21 protein-coding genes are annotated in these 22,628 nt (G+C 39.7%); 9 read left to right on the forward strand and 12 right to left on the reverse strand.

The features are described 5' to 3' along the window. Positions 1–3: 3 nt before the first annotated feature. Complete coding sequence (locus VK159_RS02130; protein WP_324228490.1) at positions 4–1,539, reverse strand: MFS transporter; 1,536 nt, start codon at positions 1,537–1,539, stop codon at positions 4–6. 224 nt (positions 1,540–1,763) lie between these two features. Here VK159_RS02130 and VK159_RS02135 point away from each other — a divergent pair, with 224 nt between their 5' ends. The 4 genes from VK159_RS02135 (at position 1,764) to VK159_RS02150 (ending at position 3,757) form a co-directional block, all read left to right on the forward strand. Further along, a complete protein-coding gene (locus VK159_RS02135) occupies positions 1,764–2,276 on the forward strand; it encodes a DUF4382 domain-containing protein (RefSeq protein WP_324228491.1) in 513 nt (170 codons plus the stop codon). Positions 2,277–2,498: 222 nt separating this feature from the next. Then, entirely contained in the window at positions 2,499–2,840 is a 342-nt protein-coding gene (locus VK159_RS02140) for a hypothetical protein (protein ID WP_324228492.1), read from the forward strand. 73 nt (positions 2,841–2,913) lie between these two features. Continuing rightward, positions 2,914–3,093 (forward strand): hypothetical protein, encoded by a 180-nt coding sequence (locus VK159_RS02145; RefSeq protein ID WP_324228493.1) that lies wholly within the window; start codon positions 2,914–2,916, stop codon positions 3,091–3,093. Positions 3,094–3,175: 82 nt separating this feature from the next. Further along, complete coding sequence (locus VK159_RS02150) at positions 3,176–3,757, forward strand: ferritin-like domain-containing protein (RefSeq protein WP_324228494.1); 582 nt, start codon at positions 3,176–3,178, stop codon at positions 3,755–3,757. A 209-nt stretch (positions 3,758–3,966) separates the two neighbouring features. Here VK159_RS02150 and VK159_RS02155 read toward each other — a convergent pair whose 3' ends face one another. After that, a complete protein-coding gene (locus VK159_RS02155; protein ID WP_324228495.1) occupies positions 3,967–6,105 on the reverse strand; it encodes an elongation factor G in 2,139 nt (712 codons plus the stop codon). Positions 6,106–6,241: 136 nt separating this feature from the next. After that, positions 6,242–6,619 (reverse strand): hypothetical protein, encoded by a 378-nt coding sequence (locus VK159_RS02160; protein ID WP_324228496.1) that lies wholly within the window; start codon positions 6,617–6,619, stop codon positions 6,242–6,244. A gap of 171 nt (positions 6,620–6,790) precedes the next feature. On the opposite strand from VK159_RS02160, the gene VK159_RS02165 reads away from it, so the two are divergent. From VK159_RS02165 to VK159_RS02175, 3 genes are all read left to right on the forward strand, one after another. Beyond that, the gene (locus VK159_RS02165) at positions 6,791–8,128 is read left to right on the forward strand and encodes an OmpA family protein (protein WP_324228497.1); all 1,338 of its coding nucleotides are present in this window, start codon (positions 6,791–6,793) and stop codon (positions 8,126–8,128) included. Between the two features lie 182 nt (positions 8,129–8,310). Further along, entirely contained in the window at positions 8,311–8,811 is a 501-nt protein-coding gene (locus tag VK159_RS02170; RefSeq protein ID WP_324228498.1) for a BON domain-containing protein, read from the forward strand. A gap of 18 nt (positions 8,812–8,829) precedes the next feature. After that, positions 8,830–9,252 carry an SH3 domain-containing protein gene (locus VK159_RS02175; protein WP_324228499.1) on the forward strand — a complete coding sequence of 141 codons (423 nt, stop codon included), beginning with the start codon at positions 8,830–8,832 and terminating at the stop codon, positions 9,250–9,252. A 168-nt stretch (positions 9,253–9,420) separates the two neighbouring features. Here VK159_RS02175 and VK159_RS02180 read toward each other — a convergent pair whose 3' ends face one another. From VK159_RS02180 to VK159_RS02190, 3 genes are all read right to left on the reverse strand, one after another. Next, complete coding sequence (locus VK159_RS02180; protein WP_324228500.1) at positions 9,421–10,281, reverse strand: DUF5829 family protein; 861 nt, start codon at positions 10,279–10,281, stop codon at positions 9,421–9,423. A gap of 285 nt (positions 10,282–10,566) precedes the next feature. Continuing rightward, positions 10,567–11,325 (reverse strand): subclass B1 metallo-beta-lactamase, encoded by a 759-nt coding sequence (gene bla / locus VK159_RS02185; RefSeq protein WP_324228501.1) that lies wholly within the window; start codon positions 11,323–11,325, stop codon positions 10,567–10,569. A 238-nt stretch (positions 11,326–11,563) separates the two neighbouring features. Beyond that, positions 11,564–13,186 (reverse strand): endo-1,4-beta-xylanase, encoded by a 1,623-nt coding sequence (locus VK159_RS02190; RefSeq protein WP_324228502.1) that lies wholly within the window; start codon positions 13,184–13,186, stop codon positions 11,564–11,566. Between the two features lie 310 nt (positions 13,187–13,496). Here VK159_RS02190 and VK159_RS02195 point away from each other — a divergent pair, with 310 nt between their 5' ends. Together VK159_RS02195 and VK159_RS02200 are read left to right on the forward strand one after the other, a co-directional pair. Further along, the gene (locus VK159_RS02195; RefSeq protein WP_324228503.1) at positions 13,497–14,042 is read left to right on the forward strand and encodes a ferritin-like domain-containing protein; all 546 of its coding nucleotides are present in this window, start codon (positions 13,497–13,499) and stop codon (positions 14,040–14,042) included. 105 nt (positions 14,043–14,147) lie between these two features. Continuing rightward, positions 14,148–16,295 carry a catalase gene (locus VK159_RS02200; protein WP_324228504.1) on the forward strand — a complete coding sequence of 716 codons (2,148 nt, stop codon included), beginning with the start codon at positions 14,148–14,150 and terminating at the stop codon, positions 16,293–16,295. 396 nt (positions 16,296–16,691) lie between these two features. Here the strand turns inward: VK159_RS02200 and VK159_RS02205 are convergent, their stop codons facing one another. The 6 genes from VK159_RS02205 to VK159_RS02230 form a co-directional block, all read right to left on the reverse strand. Next, positions 16,692–17,732: a ligand-binding sensor domain-containing protein gene (locus VK159_RS02205; RefSeq protein ID WP_324228505.1), complete on the reverse strand. Its 1,041-nt coding sequence runs from the start codon at positions 17,730–17,732 to the stop codon at positions 16,692–16,694. Between the two features lie 235 nt (positions 17,733–17,967). After that, complete coding sequence (locus VK159_RS02210) at positions 17,968–19,143, reverse strand: hypothetical protein (protein WP_324228506.1); 1,176 nt, start codon at positions 19,141–19,143, stop codon at positions 17,968–17,970. A 182-nt stretch (positions 19,144–19,325) separates the two neighbouring features. Further along, complete coding sequence (locus tag VK159_RS02215) at positions 19,326–19,844, reverse strand: hypothetical protein (protein WP_324228507.1); 519 nt, start codon at positions 19,842–19,844, stop codon at positions 19,326–19,328. 257 nt (positions 19,845–20,101) lie between these two features. Beyond that, a complete protein-coding gene (locus tag VK159_RS02220) occupies positions 20,102–20,623 on the reverse strand; it encodes a hypothetical protein (protein ID WP_324228508.1) in 522 nt (173 codons plus the stop codon). Between the two features lie 247 nt (positions 20,624–20,870). Further along, positions 20,871–21,488 (reverse strand): hypothetical protein, encoded by a 618-nt coding sequence (locus VK159_RS02225; RefSeq protein ID WP_324228509.1) that lies wholly within the window; start codon positions 21,486–21,488, stop codon positions 20,871–20,873. A gap of 229 nt (positions 21,489–21,717) precedes the next feature. Next, complete coding sequence (locus tag VK159_RS02230; RefSeq protein WP_324228510.1) at positions 21,718–22,536, reverse strand: WG repeat-containing protein; 819 nt, start codon at positions 22,534–22,536, stop codon at positions 21,718–21,720. Positions 22,537–22,628: the final 92 nt, after the last annotated feature.

A 22,628-nucleotide genomic window follows, 5' to 3' on the forward strand; every position in this document is an offset into this window, starting at 1 on the left:
ACTTCAATCGTTTACGTTTGGATCAATTTTGTTGTTGAGATACAAAGCGCCAATAACAAAACATAATGACGCTACTATTATAGGATACCACAGCCCTACCAACGGATCAGCAGGGAAAGAAGTGGTGAGCAATAAACCAATAAAAGGTACCAACCCACCAAATACGCCATTACCGATGTGATATGGCAACGACATAGAAGTGTAACGGATCTTTGTTGGGAACAACTCCACAAGAAATGCTGCAACAGGACCATACACCATTGTTACAAAAAATATCTGTATAAACACAAGCCATACAAACTTCCAGAACACCGGCTTTGGTAGTTGCCGATCGGTATATTTTGTTATTGGCTTTGCTACAATAGCATCGCCTTGTTGTCTCACAGTATCTCTTACCGTTTCTGTATAAGCCCAGCCATTTGCAGAAGCATACGATGTAGTGATGGTGCGAACAAATCCGTTGGTTGTACCAATTGGTACAGCTTCAATTTTTGGTTTTGCGGTTACTTTAAGATCTACAAATTCAATTTTTGTATGATCAACACTGTCAAGAAAACTCTGATAAATGGGCCGGTAAAACAACACACCCAACAACATACCAATGAGCATGATCCATTTACGACCGATCTTATCACTCAACCATCCAAAGAAAACAAAGAAGGGCGTTGCAAACAGGATAGCCCAGAGCAAAATGGTTCTGCTTTGTCCGAATTCAATCATCACTCTTGTTTCTAAAAAATTCTGAGCATAAAACTGACCGGTGTACCAGATAACACCCTGCCCCATTACTGCACCAAACAATGCCAGCAATACCATTTTGAAATTTGCTTTATGGCTGAAACTTTCTTTTAATGGATTAACAGATGTTTTCCCTTCATGCTTCAATTTGGCAAACAATGGCGATTCCTTCATCTTCATTCGTATGTAGATAGAAACACCCACTAAAAGAATAGATAACCAAAAAGGATAGCGCCATCCACCCCACTCTGCATCAAACGCTTCATTGCTCATGCTTGATTTCACCAACAGTATAACACCTAATGCAACAAACAAACCTAATGTTGCAGTGGTTTGTATCCAGCTTGTGTACAATCCACGTTTATTGGCCGGCGCATGTTCGGCCACGTAAGTAGCAGCACCGCCATATTCGCCACCTAATGCCAGGCCTTGTATCAATCGAAGTAATAAAACAAGTATGGGCGCTAATACCCCAATTGTTTTATAACCGGGAACAAGCCCGATTAAAAAAGTAGCGCTGCCCATCAGTACCAGTGTTAAAAGAAAGGTGTACTTGCGACCGATAAGATCACCAAGACGACCAAATAATAATGCACCAAAAGGACGCACAATAAACCCGGCCGCAAAAATGGCCAGTGTGCTGAGCAAAGCAGCTACATCATTGCCTTCGGGAAAGAATTGAACTGAAATTGTTTTGGCAAGCATACCAAAAATGTAAAAGTCGTACCATTCAATTAAGGTACCCATCGAGGAAGCAGCAATTACTTTCCAGATGGAAGAGGAAGCAGTCGGTTGATTCATGCAAGGAAGATAAGTAAAAAACAGAATTACAACCGTTCTGCAACATCAGCACGGCAAAAGAAAAAACCTTACAAATGTTCGCAGAATCAATTGAAAGTTTAATCGTTATGTGCTCAACTTTGTTTTCACTACGTAAATAACTTTTGCACAAAAGTAGTTTTACATGAACAGATTTTTTGCTTTGGCATGGTTTTTTGAAGTAAACGTTTTAAAATCTCATACTCATGAAAAAAGTAATGTTCATTTGCTCGTTAGTATTAATTTCTTCAGCACTGTTATTTGCTGCATGTAAGAAAAGTAAAAACAATACTGAATTAAAAATTAATCTCACGGATGCACCTTATAATGCACAACAGGTAAACGTTGATATTAAAGAAGTGAATGTAAACTTCAATGGCGATTCTACCGGCTGGATAAAACTTGAAACAGCAGCAGGTATTTATGATCTGTTGAAATTACAGAATGGCGTTGATACATTTCTTGCTGCAGGCACTGTGCCAACCGGTACACTTAAAGAATTACGCCTGGTGTTGGGAACACAAAATACAATTATGATTGATAGCATTATTTATCCTTTAAGTACACCAAGCAGCCAGCAAAGTGGTTTGAAAATAAAAATCAACCGCAGTCTTGCCGCCGGTCTTGATTCTTTGCTTGTAGATTTTGACGCTGCTCTTTCCATCAGTAAGGATGGAAGCGGTAACTATATTCTACAGCCGGTGCTGAAACTAAAATAGGTTTTCCTTCTATATATCAGAAAGCGACACCTGTAAGTGTCGCTTTTCCATTTTCAATACGTTTCTCTTTAACTGTACTCTGAGATTGAAAAGGAAAAGTTAACCGGAACCGATGCATGTGTGAAAGTTGTAAGAGTATCATCAGATCATGTAATGTATTTACAGCTAATGAAACTCATATTTGTAAGGCAACATTAATTTTCACAACAAAACAATTTTATCATGGAAAAGCATCAAACAAACAAAGAAATTAAAGAAGATACAGTCAATGCATTGAAACAAAAGACGAATCAGGATTTTAATGGTAAGAAACCTTTATCGAATGATCCCGATTTAAAAGAAAAAACACCTGAAACAGAAGTACCCGGTATTGGAGATGATAAAAAAAAGAACCCCGGCGAAATAATTGGAGAAAATGACAAGAAAGCTGGTTCTGAAGAAGAGTATAAACCAGAGGCGCCGGTAACTGACGAACCAATCAATCCAAGGCCGGAGGAAGGTATTGATGGTGACTCAGATGCCCCCGCCATCATCAACAAAGAAGACGATACCAAAGTTTTTTGAGCTTTAAATTCTATTTCACATCTGCTTAAGATCAGAAATAAGCAATTACAATAAACCTTAAATATTAAAGACTATGAACATAACAAAATATATAAGCATACTGCTCATTTCAATGACTTCAATGTTGAGTTCATGCCAACTGGTGGAAGGTATTTTTAAAGCCGGGATGGGCTTCGGGATTTTTATTGTAATTGCAATTATTGCTCTTATCGTCTTTTTAGTTTTTCGCTTAGGAAGAGGTAAAAAGTCATAAAAACAGAGTTCAACAAATGAATTCCTTAACCTCTGATTTAGATTAAGTAAATAACGAGTCTTGACATTTAAAAAATTACATTATGCAAAAGAAACCTGACAGTGAGTCAAACAAAAAAAACGTTGCCGCAGACAAAAAACAGCAAAAGGGCATGCAGTCTTCGCAACTCATGAAATTATTTGAAACTGAGTTGAAAGATATTTTCTGGGCTGAGAAAGCTTTGACAGAAGCAATTCCCAAAATGATTGCAAAAGCAACATCAGAAGAATTGATCGTTGCATTGGAAAGCCATCTTGAAGAAACGAATGAGCAGGTTAAACGTCTGGAACAGGTTTTCAAATCAATTGATATGAAGCCAACAGCAAAAAAATGTGAAGCAATGGCCGGACTTATGAAAGAAGCTGAGGCTATTATTGAAGAATGTGAGCCGGGTGCCATGTGCGATGCCGGTATTATAGCAGGTTCTCAAAAAATTGAACATTATGAAATTGCATCCTACGGCACATTGCGTCAGTTTGCAGAAACACTTAAGTTAACAGAAGCAGCTAAACTATTAGAGCAAACATTGGATGAAGAAAAAGGGGCGGATGAAAAATTAACTGAAGTTGCAGTAAGTGCCGTAAATGTTGAAGCAGCCGAACTTGAAGGTGTTGCTGTAGTTTAAAACTGTATACCATTGATATGAATAAACTATTCAGAGGATTAATTGCAGGATATGGCGCCAAGAAACTTGGCGGCGGCTGTTTAAGCACCATCCTGATTTTTATTGTGATTTGGGTAGTACTTGGAAAATGCAACTGATTCTGTTATTGCATTTAAATAAAAGATCCTGCGTTAAATAACGCAGGATCTTTTATTTAAACCAACTCTTTGTTAAGCCATTATTTCTTCCTTCGCTACCTTACTGTAATCATCAGCAAGTTTGCGTTGTACTTCAAATGGCAATGGCTCATAATCGAGAAAATGCATCCGGAATTTTGCACGGCCCTGTGTAAACGAACGCAGGTTGCTGCTGTAATCCTGCATCTCTGCCAATGGAACTTTAGCGATCACTTTTGTGAAATGGCTTTCGGTATCCATACCTTCCACCATTGCACGTCGTGTTTGCAGATCGCCAATAACAGCACCGGTGAGATCTTCAGGACAAAGCACTTCTACGTGATACATTGGTTCAAGTATCTGCGGATCGGCTTGTTGAAATGCCTGGCGGAATGCCTGCAACCCGGCGATCTTGAACGAAATATCATTGCTGTCAACGGGATGCATCTTTCCATCAAACACACATACCCTAACATCACGCACATAAGAGCCGGTAAGCGGTCCTTCGTTCATTTTTTCCATCACACCTTTTAAGATCGATGGCAGGAACCGAACATCGATAGCACCACCAACGATACAATTGTAATAAACCAATTTGCCACCCCATGGTAAATCATGCACTTCCCTGCCCCGGACATTAAGGTCTGCGGGTTCAGGCATTCCTTCATACCAGGGTTCAATACGTAAATGCACTTCGCCAAACTGTCCGTTACCACCACTTTGTTTTTTATGACGGTACATACTATCGGCACTTCGACGTATTGTTTCACGGTAAGGAATGCGAGGACGTGTAAACTTCACTTCAAGTTTATGTTGATGTTCAATTTTCCATTTGGCAACAGCTAAATGCATATCGCCCTGGCAATGGATCAATGTTTGTTTTAACTCTTGTGATACTTCCACTTTAAACGTGGGGTCTTCATGGCGAAGATCGTGTAAAGCTGCAGCCAGTTTTTCTTCTTCACCTTTCTTTACGCTTTCAATAGCCATTGTAAGGTTTGAAGCCGGGAACTCAATGGGAAGTAACTCAATATCTTTTCCTTTTTCGTGCAGCGTATTGTTTACATGCGTGTTTCTAAGCTTCAACGTTGCACCAATATCACCTGCAGTGAGTTCATTTACCTGTGTGCGTTTATTTCCTTCTACAACAAACAACTGGTTCATCTTTTCCGCAACACCGGTTGTTTCATTCACCAGTTCCATTCCTGATTTAATGGTGCCACTGTAAACTTTAAAAAAAGAAAGCTCGCCAACATGTGGCTCACTTACCGTTTTGTAAATAAAAATACAGCCGGGGCCATTTTCATCACAGGGCAATGTTGATCCTGCTTTTGTTTTTTGCGGAGGCATTTCATTGGCACTGGGGCACACATTATCAATAAAGCCCATTAATCGGCCACTACCCATGTTGCGTTCTGCAGATAAACAGAATAACGGAAACAGATCATGATGAATCATTGCTTTTTTCATTCCTGCTTTGATCTCATCTTCATCCAGCTCACCTTTATCGAAATATTTTTCCATTAATGTTTCATCATTACCGGCAACGGCCTCAATCAATTCTTTGTGTAAGTTATCAGCTCTCTCTTTTTCATCATCCGGAATAGGTAATTTTTCCGGTTTGCCGCCTGTATCTTTAAATTTATACATCGTCATGCGCAGCACATCAATAATTTCATGAAACCCTGCGCCCTGTTGTCGTGGATATTGCACCACTGTAATGTTACTGCCAAAATGAGCTTTGGCTTCTGCAACCGTTTTTTCGAAATCGGCCGTTTCATCATCGAGTTTATTCACCGCAAAGATCATGGGTGTTTTAAACTGCTCGGTGTAATCCCAGATAATATCTGTACCCACTTCCACTCCACGAGTGGCATTCAGCAACATTACACCGGTATCGGCTACACGTAATGCACTGATCACTTCTCCAACAAAATCATCATAACCGGGCGTATCAATAATATTGATCTTATAGCCACGCCATTTGCTGTGTAAGAGTTTTGAAAAAACGGAATTGCCTCTTTCCTGTTCAAGTTCATGATAATCGGCAACAGTATTGCGTTCTGCAACTGTGCCTCTGCGGTTGATAATGCCTGCCTCGTATAACATGCATTCCGCTAATGTTGTCTTACCGGAGCCGGCGTGGCCCAGCAAGACAATGTTTTTTACGTGTGAGGTATCAAAGTCTGCCATAACATTCAATTTTTAAAATGTAAACAATCACCTGCTTACATGGGCATGTAAGTACAAGCGTAACCGTACAGGGAACAGATAGAATTTGAATGGGTGGCTGTGAATGTCTTTGATAGATGTAGTAAAGGCAATATGCTTATGCCTTAGCAACGAAATTTCTGAAATCGCTTCTCAGTTCATTTAACGTATGTTCCAGTATTTCGTATTGACCGTGCAGTTCTTCATGTTCCTGCAATGCTGCTTCAGAAGGATGACCGCTTGCCGGATCTTTTTCAACCTGTAATCTTCGGTCGTGGTTTTTGATGGCCTGTTTCAGATCGTGGATGTTGATCTGTTGAATGTAAAACTGGTTGTGATAGTGTTCCACTTCGGTAAGGACTTCCTTGTCTTTTTCTCCGCTTGCCATGAGTTGAAGCTGATCTCTCAGTTGACTCATTTCATTACGGTAGGAACGCAAATGCTCCCTCCAGGAGCTGCATTCCCTGTTAAGCTGTGTTGTGTCTGTTGAAACCATGGGAAACAGTTTTAATAGTGAATAAATAAGATATCATCAAAGAGCTAAATAAATTTAGTCAATACATCCGATAAAACCTATAAAAAAACAGATGATTTACGCACAAAAAGAAAACAGTATTTATGCATAAAATACGGTTTGGAACGTTAATTTAGCGCTCAATTAATTTCTATGAAACCAAACTGCTTACTAACCGCTCTTGCACTGATGTGCATCATTGGCCTGCATGCCCAGGATCAGCAACTGAAAAAACCCGAACTCATTTCGTACAACATCAGTTTTTCTGATTACCGTTTGCCTCAACTCATCAGTGATTCAACAGCCGGCAAAGCTTTCAACCAAGGCGACTGGTATAAACCAGGCAACAAATCATTTGGTGTTGGTTTAAGTTACTGGCGTGGACTCACGCAAAAGATAGATGCTTCAGGTACCATCACAGGAACGTTCTCCAACTTTCCTGCCAACTTTGTAAAAGATGATTCAGTAGGTCAGGCGAAGTTCAGCACACAACTCAATGCTTTATTGCACATAAGGGCCTTTAAAGACAAGGCTCCTGTAAACCCTTTTTTAACTGCAGGGTTAGGCGTTGGTTATTTCCCCGGCAAGATCGCTGCTTATGCACCAGTAGGAGTTGGCTTGCAATTCCGTTTTAAAGAAGGGTCTTATTTTTTCATGCAGGCACAATGGCGAAAGAAATTAACGGATGGCATTAATAACGATTACCTGCATTACAGTTTCAGCTTTGCACAAGACAACCCGTTTGAAAGAAAGAAAAAAGTTACAGAAGCCCCTGTAGTAATTCCGGTTGAACCTGTATTACCCCCTGATGGAGATGGTGATGGCTTTGCCGATGCAAATGATAAATGTCCTGACGTAAAAGGAACACTTAATGGTTGTCCTGATACGGATGCTGATGGAATAACAGACAAAGATGATCAATGCCCGAACGATAAAGGCACATTGAATGGTTGCCCCGACAGTGACAATGATGGCGTGGCTGATAAAGATGATAAGTGTAAAGATGTGGCAGGACTTGCCCGTTATAACGGATGTTTAATTCCTGATACGGATAATGATGGCGTGAATGATGAAGAAGATAAATGCCCCAATGAAGCTGGCATTACTGCAAACAGCGGTTGCCCTGAAATAAAACAGGAGATCAAACAGAAAATAGAATTTGCAGCGAAGAATATTCTCTTCCAGTTTGCCAGCGATGTTCTTTTAAAATCATCATTTGCTTCGTTGAATGAGGTGGCCAAGGTATTACAGGAGAATCCTTCGTTGAAACTGAACATTGAAGCACATGCTGACAATGCCGGAACGCCTGAACGAAACATGATGTGGAGCGAACGCAGAGCAAAAGCAGTAGCAGATTACTTCATCAGCAAAGGTATTGCTGCGGAACGCATTACCTACAAGGGTTATGGCGATACCAAACCAATTGCTGACAACAAAACAGCAAAGGGAAGAGCGCTCAACAGAAGAGTGGAAATGAAAGTAGATTATTAAACTATTATCCCGGTATGAAAGCGACAGGTAATTGCCTGTCGCTTTTTTGTTGATAGATATCTGTATTTAAGCATAATTGGCATAAGGCTTGCACACACTGTCATATCGAACTACAATACAGTTCAAACCTTCCCACTCTGAAGACTGCCTCTATCAATTTCATCATCATTAAAAACAAACAAATGAAAAGAACACTTCAGTTATGTGTAATCCTGTTCGCATCTGTGCTGGTGCTGGGAGCAATGTCCTGTAAAAAGAAATTAAAAGACACCGATATACAGGCAAGTATAGAGGCCGTGCTTTCTGCTGATGCCGATATGAGGAGTACAATGGTAACAGTACAAGATGGCGTTGCCACCATCAGCGGCGAATGTAAAGATGAAGCCTGCAAAGCAAAATGCGAAGCAGCAGTAGCAAAAGTAGAAGGTGTAAAATCAGTAGTGAACAATTGTACCGTTGCTCCTCCTCCAGCCGTTGTACCGCCTGTAAATGATGCTCTTTCACAAGCTGTGGCAGATGCCGTAAAAGATTTCCCGGGTGTACAAACTTCATTAACAGATGGCGTACTTACATTGACGGGTGAAATCAAACGGTCTGATTTGCAAAGTTTGATGCAGCGTTTGAATGCACTCAAATCAATGGGGATCACAAAAATTGAGTCATCAGGTTTAATAAAAAAATAAACAAGGAGGAAACATCTTATGGCATTACAGGATAAATACAAAGAACTTACCGATGCTGCAGCAGCTTCAGGTGTAAACAATCTGCAAATACGTGAGCAGGATAAAGTATTATACATTGATGGCGAAGCAACAGGTACAGTAAAGCAACAGTTGTGGGATATTTATGAGAAGCTGGATCCTGATTACTCATCAGGTGATCTGATGCTGAACATTAACAGCGTAGCCGGAGTTACAGACGGTGCTAAACTGAAAGTAACCACCAACAACAGCAATCTCAATATCCGCAGCGGCCCAAGCACTAATGATGAAATTGTTGGCAAAGCGGCCCGTCATGAGATCATTACATTGCTGCGCAAAGAAAACGATCAGTGGTGGTATGTTAAAACAGATGATGGTGAAGAAGGCTATTGCTATACACAATACCTCACACCTGTGCTGTAACATCCGCAACAAATAAAACAGCAACGGCTTTCAATTGAAAGCCGTTGCTGTTTTATAAAAAAGACAAACGATGCTCTTTTCTTCTGCAGGTTTACTTGATAGTTAGTGATCTGCTGAGATTGAACACTTGCGATGTGAATTTTTAATATAATTCATGTTGAAGGCTGTTTATCGAAAAGAAAACTCTGCACTATTGTTCCTGATCAGTAAATTCATTTTGCCAAAATCGAAAAAATTATCATCAACATTATCTGAAAGTTTTAATGTGAGCTTTTCAACTTTGAATGCGTTAAGTTTATTATTTACGATGTAAGAGATAGTTGGCTCATTAGTCTTGATAAACTTATTCTCCTTTTTAAGGTATCCCGTAAGTTCCAAAACAGGAGTAAGATCTTCTAGTTCCTTTTGCGTAATTGCTAAGTCAATGGAAACAATGCTTTCAAACAGTTTCTTCCCTTTTACAAACTCTCTCGCAAGGAATTGATTCATACTTAATTCTGCAGAATCACCATATCCCCATTTCCGATAGCTTTCAACCGAGTACGAACTCAACATCGGTATAAGATGATTATTCTGTTTTTTACGGAGGTTGCTGTGATGACGATAAATAATCTCTGTCAATTTAAAATCCGGACCTTCGAAATCATAGGAAATAATAGAGTCGTTCTTAACCTTCTGGAAATTCTCTTCCAGTATCTTTCCCTGCCCCGGTCGTCGAGTTTGAAAGATCAAATAGGCAGTGCCAAGCTGGGTAGCAAAATAGCCTCTGGCAGGATTAAAATGAATGAAACTGTTTTGCCCAAAAATATAATAGCTAAGCACCATCGGGGAAGGCATCATGGTATCATATGTAAAAGGAGCAAGCTTATTCCTGATAAAGTCGTTTGCGACCAGTTTTTCAAATGAAGCCGAATCGATGATAATTTCAATGTGGCTAAAGTCGGACTTTATGTTTTGCGTAAAACAGGTAGTACCCGTAAGCAACAGAAGAATAACGATGATTGATTTCAACTTTGTAAGTTTTTTCATTAGTTCTGGTTTAAATGACTGCTAACGTTCGGGTATTTGCGAAGGCAGGAAACTCGTGCACTTTCAATTCCGTCACAAATATCCAATTGAAAATATGTTATTGAAGTTAAGACCTTTTGCCGGGCTTTATATAACAGGTGCTAATCTCTCTGCCAAACTCTACATTCGCTGAACTCTAATTTCAAAAGGTTGATTTCGCCTTGGTGGTGTCTCCACGAAAAAAAAGGCCGTGGCTTATAATGATCGTATTACTGCTCCTGCCGCCGAAAAAAACCTTCTCTACAATTATTGATTTTTGAATAACTGTATCGTATAATCAAGCAACGCAGTGTTGCCATAAGCACCATGGCCCGGAACAATCAATTTCAAATCGGGATAGGCTGCCTTAATTTTTTCAACTGTACCCGACCAGGCTGCAATATTTGCATCGCCCAAAAAGCCCTTCGTAGCATCCACTTCTTTAAGCAAACAACCGCCAAACAAAATATGATCCGAAGGAAAATAACCCACCACATTATCCCTTGTATGTCCCTCACCAAAAAATTTCACAATCGCTTTTTCATTACCAATGCTTAACACAATTGAATCTGTAAAACTGTTTTGCGGAATGGTATAGTTCCTGGCTGTTGCCAGTTCAATGGTTTTTGCATTTGCATACGAAGGAATGGCATTTGCATGAAACGCCTTAAGTCCTCCCAAACAATCATCATGAAAATGCGTAGGCACAATCGCCTTGATCTTACACTTCAAGGAATCGTTGATCCATTTGATCAACTCTGCTGCGCTTGTATCGTTGGTTGGCGTATCGAACACAATTGTTTCGTTGCTGTTTCTTACAACCAAACCGTTACAAGGCACATTCCCGAAATCGTTGGTTTGCAAATATGATACATGTACAAACGAATGGGCGGCAATTTGGGTAATGACCAGTCGATCCGACTTGTACACCTCTTTGGCTTGAAACGTTTCCTGTTTTGGAGAACTGCATTGGAGATTGGTTGCTGCGATGATAAAAGTCAGTAATGATTGAAGAATAAGGTTCATGTTGTGTTGTTGTTGATGATTGATTTGGCCGATGCTTTGAGTTGAGCTGCAAATTTATTCTTTGCAGACTTCGGTTAACGTTAAAACAGATAATAAATTTTGTTTTGCAAATTCGCCGATGAAATCGGAATGATTTTATTCAGCAAAAAGCGATCCAATAAGGTGGAACACTTGCGCAAAAAAACGCACAACTCTTTCGAATTGTGCGCTGAAGAAATTGTAAACATCTGTAAATAAATTACAGTCCCGATTTTAATGCATTCAACACGGCCTCATAGGCTTTCTTTTTTGCTCCCGCCGGATTATAAAGAAGTGGATAATCGGCACCATTTTTATAGCGCCAGCTTTGATTATCCAGCAGGCCCCAAATGGTTACACCATAACGCTGTGGCTTTGGCACATGCCGCATATACGATGTAATGATATAATTGTACATCTCTGCCTGCGCATTTTCCAGGTCCTGGGTAAATACCAAACTGGTTGCATTATTGGTATTCACACCAATGTCCAGTTCAGAAATATGCACCAGCAAACCGGTAGCTGCCAGTTTTATAAAATGATTATCGATCTGATTCTTGTTGGTATTAAGGCTCACATGCATTTGCGTGCCGATACCATCTACTTTCGCTCCCCTTCCCCTGATCTCTGCAACATATGCAATCAGCGAATCAAGTTTGGCAACAGAAAATTCAAGGTTATAATCGTTGATAAATAATTTGGCTGTGGGATCAGCTTCCGCTGCATAGTTGAATGCTTTCACTCCAAAATCACGACCCAGGTATTCACTCCACACAAATACATCATTCGCTGTAGCATTGGCAGTATTCGTATTGTTTCGGATGGCGCCAGCAGGACCATCGGCAAACATTTCGTTGATCACATCCCATCCACGCACCTTCCCTTTAAAATGCCCGGCGATCTGTTGAATCGTTGTTTTCAGCAAGCTGTCCACTTTTGCATAATTGTTGGAAGCGCCACCGGCAGGAATTAATTCGTTTACACTTACATCATCTATAAAATAAGTATTGCTGTTGCGTCCCATATCAAACGATAGACGGGTTTGTTCCTGGTTAGCAGTAATTAGCCACGTTACCTGTTGCCATGCGGTGCCGATAACCTGATCGGCTTGGTACAAGGAAGAGGGCGACAGGGTTGAAAGCCTGATGGAACCATTTGCTGCCGACGCTTTTACCCAATAGCTGATCTGGTATTGCTTTCCTGCTACTAGTGTAATAGGATCAGACGCCACTTGCACACGCCATTGCTCTGTTGTGTAGGCAGCAGGATTCACTACTTTCAACGAGCGTGTACCTGTTCGTACTTCCGCTGCGCCTGTGCCAACAGTTATTGTAGCTGTTCCCGCAGGATTACCCGAGTTCAACACAGTGAAATTCGTAAAACTTGTTGCGTCACCATTTTCAAAACCGGAGTTTTGTGCAAGGTTTGTTGTACTAAGAGTTGAAGAACTTAACAGACTTCTGTAATACGTCCCTTGTGTTTGTGCATGCCATGCTAATACATGACCGTGAATCTGGATGTTTGCCGCTTGTGCCGCAGCAACCATGGCATCAGCTGTACTGAAATTATACCCGCCCGAACTATTGACAATGGCATTATTTTTCATTTCATTTTCAAACGTGATCCCGTTAAAATCCCTCTTGAGTATGCCGGACGACAACGTATTGATCATAAAAGATCCGTTACTTGCCGCTGCAGCAATGGGAAATGAAGCCACCGATTTTAATGCTGCCGATTCAACCACGGGCTGAGGTGTTGCTGTGGTTCCCGCTTGCCCCGTTTTCTTTTTACAGGAAGAGAAAAGTGCTAACAGCAAGATGAATCCACAAATTTTTCTTTTCATATCAGGTATTCTGTTTTTAAGTGTGGAGTGAATTTATGTATTAAATGTTTGCAAACATGATTGTGTTGAATAATACTATGCCTGAGTGGTAGACAATTGTATTCTGCCGGCTGCAAATTATCCATTGCTTGTGATCACTTGCACTGAATAGTTGCATGAAAAAGTTAACATCAAACCTGTGAACTATGCAACAAATTCCAAAAGTTGCATAACAGTTTTACTCGTTTGATGATTCACCTTTAATACATGGTAATTACATCGATCATGCAACTTACCATTAGCATCAATTAATCACTAAAACAAATGAACGATGGCAACGAAAACAAAAAATGCAAGCGCCGGAAAAACTCCTGCTAAAAAGAGTGCTGCCAAAGAGTTGGAAGATCTTTTTGAAGACAGTTTAAAAGATATTTACTGGGCGGAAAAAGCGCTCACCAAAGCATTGCCGAAAATGCAGAAAAATGCAACATCCCCGAAATTAAAAGAAGCAATTGCATCACATCTTGCAGAAACAATGGAACATGTTGCACGCCTGGAAGCCTGCTTTGAGTCGATCGGCAAAAAAGCAGTTGCAAAAAAATGTGATGCCATGGAAGGCCTGTTGAAAGAAGGCGTAAGCATCATGGAAGAAACAGCACCCGGGGCCGTAAGGGATGCGGGGATCATTGGTGCATCACAGAAAGTAGAGCATTACGAAATTGCTACCTACGGAACACTGGCTGCCTTTGCAAAAGTGCTGGATCAAAAAACAGCGTTGAAGAATTTATTACAAACATTGAAGGAAGAAAAGAAATGTGATGAATTACTTACCTCCATTGCAGATACAGAATTGAACACAGCGGCAATTAAAAATTAGTCCTTATAAAGCGTTCATCAGTATGATTGTACGCCGGAATTTTTTCGAAAGGTTGCCTCGTAAGGAAGGCAACCTTTTATCTTTTCTATCAGTAAATCATTTGTTATGAAAAAGAAAAACACATCTCCAAAAGCAGGTTCCATTAAAACAGAACAGCTTCTGCAACATACAACCATCAACAACGATGAAGCACTCACTACCAACCAGGGATTAAAAATTAATGACAATCAAAATTCGTTAAAGGATAGTGAAAGAGGTGCTACTCTTCTGGAAGATTTTATTCTGCGTGAAAAAATTACGCACTTCGATCATGAGCGGATACCTGAACGGATTGTACATGCACGAGGTTCAGCAGCACACGGTCATTTTGAATTGTACAAAAATCTGAGCAAGTACACGAAAGCAGGATTTCTAAACGACACCACAGTGAAGACGCCGGTGTTTGTTCGATTCTCAACTGTTGCCGGTAGCGCAGGTTCTACCGACCTGGCAAGAGATGTAAGAGGTTTCTCTGTTAAGTTTTATACGCAGGAAGGTAATTATGACCTTGTGGGTAATAACATCCCCGTCTTCTTTATACAGGATGCTATGAAATTTCCTGACCTTGTACATGCAGTAAAACCCGAACCCGATCATGGTATGCCACAGGCAGCTTCTGCACATGATACGTTTTGGGATTTTATTTCATTGATGCCCGAATCATTGCACATGATCATGTGGGCCATGAGCGATCGTGCAATTCCCAGAAGTTTGCGGATGATGGAAGGATTTGGCGTGCATACGTTCAAATTAATTAACAAAGAAGGCAAATTTCATTTTGTAAAATTTCATTGGAAACCTTTGTTAGGTGTTCATTCCGTTTGTTGGGATGAAGCCACCCGCATCTCCGGTAAGGATTCTGACTTTCACCGAAGGGATCTGTATGAAGCAATTGACAGCGGCGCTTTTCCTGAATGGGAATTAGGACTGCAGATCATCCCGGAAGAAGATGAACATAAGTTTGAATTTGATTTGCTTGACCCCACTAAACTTGTTCCTGAAGAACTAGTGCCTGTAACCATTGTTGGTAAGATGACGCTGAACAAAAATCCGGATAACTTTTTTGCAGAAACAGAACAGGTAGCATTCCATCCCGGCCATATAGTTCCCGGTATTGATTTCAGTAACGACCCTTTGCTGCAGGGAAGATTATTTTCTTATACTGATACACAATTGAGCCGGCTGGGCACACCTAATTTTCATGAAATTCCCATTAACCGTTCCATCAACGAAGTACACAACAATCAACGTGATGGCATGATGCGGCAAACCATCAACAAAGGAAAAGTGAGTTATGAACCGAATACACTTGCTGCCGGTTGCCCGTTCCAGGCATCTATGAAAGATGGTGGTTTTACATCGCACAACCAACGTGTAGACGGACAAAAAATAAGAACAAGAAGTAAAAGTTTTGTAGATCACTATTCGCAGGCAAAATTATTTTTCAATAGCCAGACTTTGCCTGAACAGAAACATATGATCGATGCACTAACTTTCGAGTTATCGAAAGTAAAAACAATAGCCATAAGGGAAAGAGTGGTTGGATTACTGAATTTTATAAACAAAGATCTTGCAAAAAAAGTGGGCGACAACCTTGGCATTAAACCAGTGAAACCCGAAAGCCCGGTCAATCACAGTTTTTCTGCAGATGCCGACCCAAAAGATGTTCAAAGCAAAGAGTTTGAAATGACGTTGAAAAAGTCGGATAAATTGAGCATGGCCAATACAGTTAAGAACAGTATTAAAACTCGAAAAATTGCTTTCCTGATTGCAAATGGTGTGGATGCTAAATCAATAAATACGTTCACTGCCAAATTAAAATCAGCAGGAGCAGTCGTGCAGTTCGTTGCAAACAATATGGCCACGGTACTTGCCGACGATGACACTGAATTTACACCCGATCATTCTTTACTCAGTACAAGCAGTGTATGCTTTGATGCGGTGTATATAGCACCCGGCAAAAAATCGATCGATGCATTGAAAGCAGAGCCCGCTGCTATTTTCTTTGTAAACGAAGCATACAAACATTGCAAGGCTATTGGATTTGGAAAACAAACAGAAGCATTCAGTTCTTTAACAAATGTAAATACCACCAAAGGAAAAGACCCGGCTGTTCTGTTTGAAGCAGGTGCAGGCTTTGCAAAAGATTTTATTACGGCCGTTGCTAACCACAGGGTCTGGGAATTGGAAGACGCAAGAAACAACCCGGCATAAGACTAATAAATTAATGAACGGGTTGAGAAAATTTGCAGAAAGCCGTTAATCTGTTTTAGCAGTTGCTTTTCAGCTTTCGAGTGAATAAAAAAGAGCGGAGATATTATCTCCGCTCCTTTTTCCTCTGCCCGTGGTTTAATGAAGTATTCTTTTGAACAGAGTTAACAGACTTAGATATGTCAACCGAATTGGAAGAGTCAAGATAAAAGCAATTGATATAAGTTTGAAGTTTGTCATAGCATTGCCGCTAACGGTTTGAGTGTTGCCGCAGTTGGCGATTTCGGAGCACTTCACTGTCAACCTGCACAAAAGTTTGACAGGAGCACTCAGCTTCAATTTTGCACGTCACGGCCAATTTAGGCAACACGCTGTTAGCGGTAGCTCTTCAATCTTTCGTCAAAGCCTGAATTTTTCAAATGCCGTCCCATTAAATTTATATGCACCGTTTTCATGTGTCCCAAGCCACAGGCCACCATTTTTGTCTTTGTAAATACTGAATAAGGTAATGTCTTTTGCGTTTTCTTGAACCGCATAATGAGTAATTTTTGTACCATCGTATTTCCAAACGCCACTGCGATAGGTTACAAACCACAAATTATTATTGTTGTCTTTTACTGTTGATAGATACTCATTTAGACCACTGGTATTCTTTCCATCTAAGCTACCTATACTTTCGTGTCTTATATAAAACTTACTGCTTTTTAAAATTGTGCTGTCGTAAACACTATAACGGTTTTCGGTATTAAACCAAAAGTCCCCATTTTGGTCTTCCGTGATTGAACGTACTCCGTTTGCACCTTCGTTGCGAAATTCCGTCACATCTTCTTCTGTAATCCATTTAAATGATTTTCCATCGTATCGGCAAACACCAACAGGGTTTGTACCAAACCAAATATTTCCTTTTTGGTCTTGATAAATACTATAGATTTCAAATGGATTTGGATGGCTTGGTGGTTTTGGTAATGTCAATTCATAAAAATTATCACCATCAAACCGATATACTTTTTCAGTTTGGTAAGCATTTCTAAACCACAAATCATCAGGTTGAAGCTTCCATTCATTGCTTTTAGTTACTGTAATTGTAGTAAATGATTGCCCGTTGAATTTAACAATTGTCGATTGAGGGGAACAGCTAACGAAGTAAATATTCCCTAATTTATCTTCTTTAATTTCATCGACTCTATTGTTTGACAAACCGTGTTTTTTTGTAAAATTAATCAAAGTCTTTCCATCATATTTATAGACTCCTGTTTCCCAACTGCCAAACCAATAAACGTTTTTCTTGTCTTGGTAAACAACCATTATACTGTTTCCAAGTTCCTTTACTGTGTCGCCATTTGCAAATTGGTTTGTGTTATTTTTCTTATCAGCTGTCTGTCCATTGCACGAAGTCAATAGAGTTAATATGCTCAGAAATAAAAGTATGTTTAATTTCATTGTTTTCATCTTAATTATAGTGTGTCTTCATAGAGTTACCGCTAACGGCCAGAGCTTGCTGCTGTGCTGGTATTTTATAATGTCCAGCCCGAAGCCGCTGTTGATTGAAAAACTGATGATGAAGATAACAACAAAAGTTGATTGCAATCTGTCGGCTGGATATGGGCTGACAGCGATATGAAGCTGAGAATATATTCGTCTGCCAGCATAGCAGCAAACTCTCTGTTGGCTGCTGTCATTTGTCTTCAATCATTCCGATAATTGCACATAGCCAAGGAACATCAATAGTTGTCCATGATTTTGATTCTGTCGTCCAAACTTTTAAGCCTTTCGGGTATCCTAAGTTTGACCCAACTTCTCCATATTCAACAGCTACTGCACTTTTCGATACAGATTGTATTGAGCACCAGAATCGTCCAATTTCCGATTCATTATAACGAATTATTCGACCATATTCTTTTGAGAAATAATTGTCTGTTGAAAAACCAAACCCAAATTGATAGGAAGGATATGGCAAAAGCCTACTGTTCATAGTATCAATGATGTATTCTTTTCCCGAACTTGTTCGATAGATAATATTATGAATTCCGTCTGTATAGAACTTGTCATTCAAAATACCGGAATTTATAGAGTCTAACTTTGTAAATAGAAGGTCGTTATTTTCAAGAGTATTAAATTTTCTTATCGAAACTTCAGAGTATACCTCCTCTTTTATTGGGTAAATAATTTTGTGTACGGTGTACAAGAAGCTTGTATTATCTAACCAATATGTACGGATTGTGGGAAACTGACTTCCACCTTTAAGGTTAGGCCCATTACCTGCATCTGGAACAATTATTTTATCCTTGTATCCATTTCTTTTGAGGATTATTTTATATGGCAACACACTTCTGTCGACATATAAGCCTTGTTTTTGGTCTGGAGAAAAACTAATATCATAAATACGCTCTTTGTGATTTACAAATTTATATTCGCTGGTTTTCAGATTTAAGTGTAAAAAACCTGTACCGGTAAAAATATTATTTCGATAAAACACAAGAGTATCACCAGAAGATTCAACGAAATTGTCACTTTCTTCAATAACAAGCGTTCCGGTTTCAATATCTATTACATTACCTGTCCCAGAAATAATATAACGGTCTTTGTATATAAAGTTTTCGCCAAGGTCGAACCGAACATAAGAGCCTGGAACTCCCTTCTTATTTGTAGGAAATCCAGCTATGGTGTCTTTCGAAAACAAGACGCCGTTTACAAACTTGTATGCTATTAAATAAGTAAAATTCCCAATTTGGGGTGAGTCAACTCTATATTCAGCAGTTATAAGAGTTAGCTTATTAACTTCCTGAGACTTACAAAACTTAGAAAGAAAAAGAAATGATATGACTAAAAGGGTTCTCATGATTGCAGCCAACGAACAGGGCTTTATGCAGGTTGGGAATTAGTATTCCGTCCGCCCACAACCGCTGCTGATTGAAAATATAAAGTTGAATTTAAGAACTAAAGTTGAAAGTTGATTGTCCAGCCCGAACCACAGCTTGGATTTGCAATTTGTTGATGTTTGCTGGTCGTGCCCAACTTGCATAAAACCCAATGTTATGTGCCGGTAATGTCCTCAATTTCTTTTGCAAAGTATTTTTCTACCAAGCTGTAGCCAATCATATAATTCACAGAGTATGTTTTGTCGTCAATTGTGAATGGTTTAGCGTTTTTGAATTTTACTCTTGTCGACTGTAAATCTGCTACGAATTTTTGTCGCTGTGTTGGCAGAATAAAAAAATAGAAGTTGTCAAACTTAACTATGTCAAAGTAAAGTGTCTGTTTATTAGATTTTAGAACAACTGTATTATTATTTCTTATTGTCCACGAGCCGCTGTCAACCGTGAACCTTGCCATACAACTAAAGTCAATTTTACGAAAGGTCATATTTGAGTCGAGCCGAAAGTTGTAACCGCCAAAACCGTCGCTGATGTAAAAACCACCTACGATGTCTTTCCATGCAATTGAATCTGCAACTGTCAAACCATCAATATTTTTATAAGCAGCTTCTTTCGCCACTTGTCCATACAAAAGTGTCGAAAAGAATAGGGCAATTATTGTCAATGCTTTTGTCATAGTGAGGTGTTCAATTTACTGGCACATAACGGGCAGGTATTGCTGCAGGTGGGATATTTTATAACGTCCAGCCCGGAACTGCTGCCCAATTGAAAATATAAAGTTGAAGTTAACGACAAAAAGCCAAATAGATTTTCGTCTGCCCGAACTAAAGTACAGCGATGCAAACAGCCGAAGTTTCAACGTCCAGCCCCACTTGCAGCAATACCAATGTTGTGCGTTCGCTTTTTGTCCACCGACAAAAAGTGAACGCTATGCTATAAGCTGTACTCTTCATAAAATGCAGTCTTGCTCTTTTTGTCGTACCATAAATATTGCCAATACTCGGCTTCTTTACCAACTTTATACGGTTCTAACAATTCAATTTTGTCTTTGTCCCACCATTTGAATTCGTCTAAAAAAAATAATCCATCATCGTCTTTTGAAGTCGTCATTTGCATTTTCTTAGTGGAAATTATTTTGTTAATGGTTGATTTGTCGCAGCTAAATGAAATCAAAACTTTATAGTCAGCACCCAAAAAGTCACCATATGCATAAATGTTTTTTACATCGTCTGTCAAGTCAACTTGCAAATGCTCTTTAAAACGCTTTTTGTTATTTTCTGTGTCTGGCTTGCCATTGTCATAAGTTGGAAAAGCTTTGTCAACGAGTTGGTCTTTTTTATCTACAATTTTTTGCTTTGTCTCGCTAATTTTTTCTTGCGTTTTGTCAACGACATCGTGCCCTTTTCTTTTGAGTCTATCACAAGAGAAAAGTGTTATCAAAAAAGCAATTGTCAATATGTAAGTAGTTAAACGCAATGTCTGTTTAAAGTGACGCACAACGGAAAGGCATTTGTGCTGTTGGGGACTTCATTTGTTCGTCGCCCCCGGCGACGAATGCCGAACTTTGTTTCTAAAGATAAAAATTTGTTCTGTTGCCAGATAGCATTTGGTCAGCTTGTACAAAAGCCCAACAGCGTTACTGCTGTTGAATGACGCTTTGCGTCGCCCCCCCCCAATAGCACAAATGCACCTGTTAGCCGCATTAGGGTAATACAAACTTTACTCGCATAGAATCCACGTCACTTTTTTTGGGTAACATAATGTGGCAAAACACTGGCTTCATTTGTCCGTCAACGGAATCTTTTTCGTATTGCTGTTTGTAGTCGCCGGAGACTAACGGATTACTAATTGAAGGAACTACCTTAAAGGTTTGCCCTGAATAAGAAGATTTGAAATGGTACCAATCGGATAAGTTGACTTGGAACGCCACCGTTTCACCACCGTGAAGCGTAAAATATTTTTCAGGTGTGCTTTCTGGAATTATGATCTCTTCTCCTTCATCGTAAGGGTCATAGGTTTTAAACTTACCGATAGGTTTTGAAAAGGAAACCTGCTCAAAGCTTTCAGCGTTGAAAATCGAGAAACAAGGAAAGGCCATTTTGCCGTTAAAGGGAAACAATGGCTTGTAAAGTAGAACCGAGTTTTTAGAAGTGTTTGAAATACGGAGGTCTGCAAGAATGGTTTCTTTGTTTTTAGGGTAAACTTCAAGGGTAACATGCAAGAAATCGGCGTCCTTGTAAATGGTTGATGGTGTCCGTTTATCGTTTCGTCCACATGAGTATAAACAGATGAATGCGAGAATTGGAATTAAAAACTTCATGAAAAGGAGATTTGCAGAGTTGCGGCTAACGAGCAGGTATTTGCGAAGGCTGGGAAATAGACTTCCGCCAGTCTGGCTACCTGAAGCTAAATTTATAATTAAAAGTTGATGATTTGCACATAGCTAAATAGATATTCGTCTGCCCGATATGAAGCCAAAGTGAAAAACAAAAGTTGAAACACGGCTTCCGTCTGCCCAGCTTTTGCAAATACCAATGTTACATGCCGTATTAATTCAGTCGGATTTTAACCTGTTTGCCATTCTGTAAGCCAACTGCAAAAATTGTGTCACCTTCAGCTTCTGTTTGCACTTTGTCAAATCCTTCTTTTATAGGAATGTTTCCTGCTGTGTCAACAAGATACCATTTGCCATCATCTTTCATAAAAGTTCCATGATAATAATTGTACTCACCAAGTCCTCGATAATTGTCAAGCGGTAAAATAAATTGTCCACGATAATTTATTAACCCCCATTTCTTGTTTTTTGAAGCAATAGCTACATCATTTTTGAAACGATATACGGTGTCAAACGTTTCACTGATTATTTTTTGTCCTTGTTTGTTGAGTAATGAAAATTGATTATTGTCTTTCACGACTGCTGTTCCTTTGTAAAATGGATATGCCGTCTTGAAGGTTGGTTTTAATATCCAGTTCCCAGTGTTATCTAAAAAGCCGAATAGACTGTCCAGCCTAACAAGTGCTGAATTATCGGAGATAGTCAGGTCGTCAAATTTTGGTCGAGAAACAATTATACCGCTTGTAGTTATAAGTCCATACTTTTTGAAATTGTAGCCAACAACGTCGCCGCCTTTCAACCTTTCGCCACCACTGTCAATACGTACAAGGTTATCAACTTGCCAATCTTCTATGTAGTCAAATTGAGCAGGAAGTATAACGTTCATGTTTGTGTCAAGCAAGCCTTCCTTTCCATTTTCTCTGTAGATGTAAGCAAAGGTGTTACCGTCGTAACCATGAATGCCCGTAATATCTTTCTGCGGTCTGTCACACGAGATAATGAACGAAAGAAAAAGTAGAGTGACTGCTCTCATAATATGGCATGTAACGTTCACAGCTTTGCGGACGGCGGGGCAATTCTTTGACGTCGCCCCTGGCGACGAGTGGTGAACGGTGATACTAAAGA

This window comes from Lacibacter sp. (assembly GCF_035299325.1).
Taxonomy (GTDB): domain Bacteria; phylum Bacteroidota; class Bacteroidia; order Chitinophagales; family Chitinophagaceae; genus Lacibacter.